Below are 287 nucleotides of genomic sequence, written 5' to 3' on the forward strand. Positions count from 1 at the left end.
TGCTCGGTCTGGCCGGCCCGCGGCAGCTCGGCAGCCGCACGCGCGAACAGCAGGGTGATCGATGTGCCGGCACCGGGCGCGGAATCCACCAGCACGTGGCCGCCGGACTGCTTGACGACGCCGTACACCATGGACAGGCCCAGGCCAGTGCCGCGCCCAACTTCCTTGGTGGTGAAGAATGGTTCGAACCCGCGGGTCAGCGTCTCGGCGGACCTGCCGTGGCCGGTGTCCTTGACCCGCCGCCTTGCGTAATGGCCCGGCGGACCGTCGGGGTTCTGCGCGGTGAA

At 70.4% G+C, this 287-nt stretch carries 1 protein-coding gene; it reads right to left on the bottom strand.

What is annotated here, in order from left to right:
* Window positions 1-287: ATP-binding protein (locus ACQG3P_RS19345; protein WP_426805945.1), on the bottom strand; the 287-nt coding region annotated here is incomplete at both ends.

The organism is Stenotrophomonas sp. SrG (assembly GCF_050031795.1).
In the GTDB taxonomy this organism is placed as follows: Bacteria; Pseudomonadota; Gammaproteobacteria; order Xanthomonadales; family Xanthomonadaceae; genus Stenotrophomonas; species Stenotrophomonas rhizophila_A.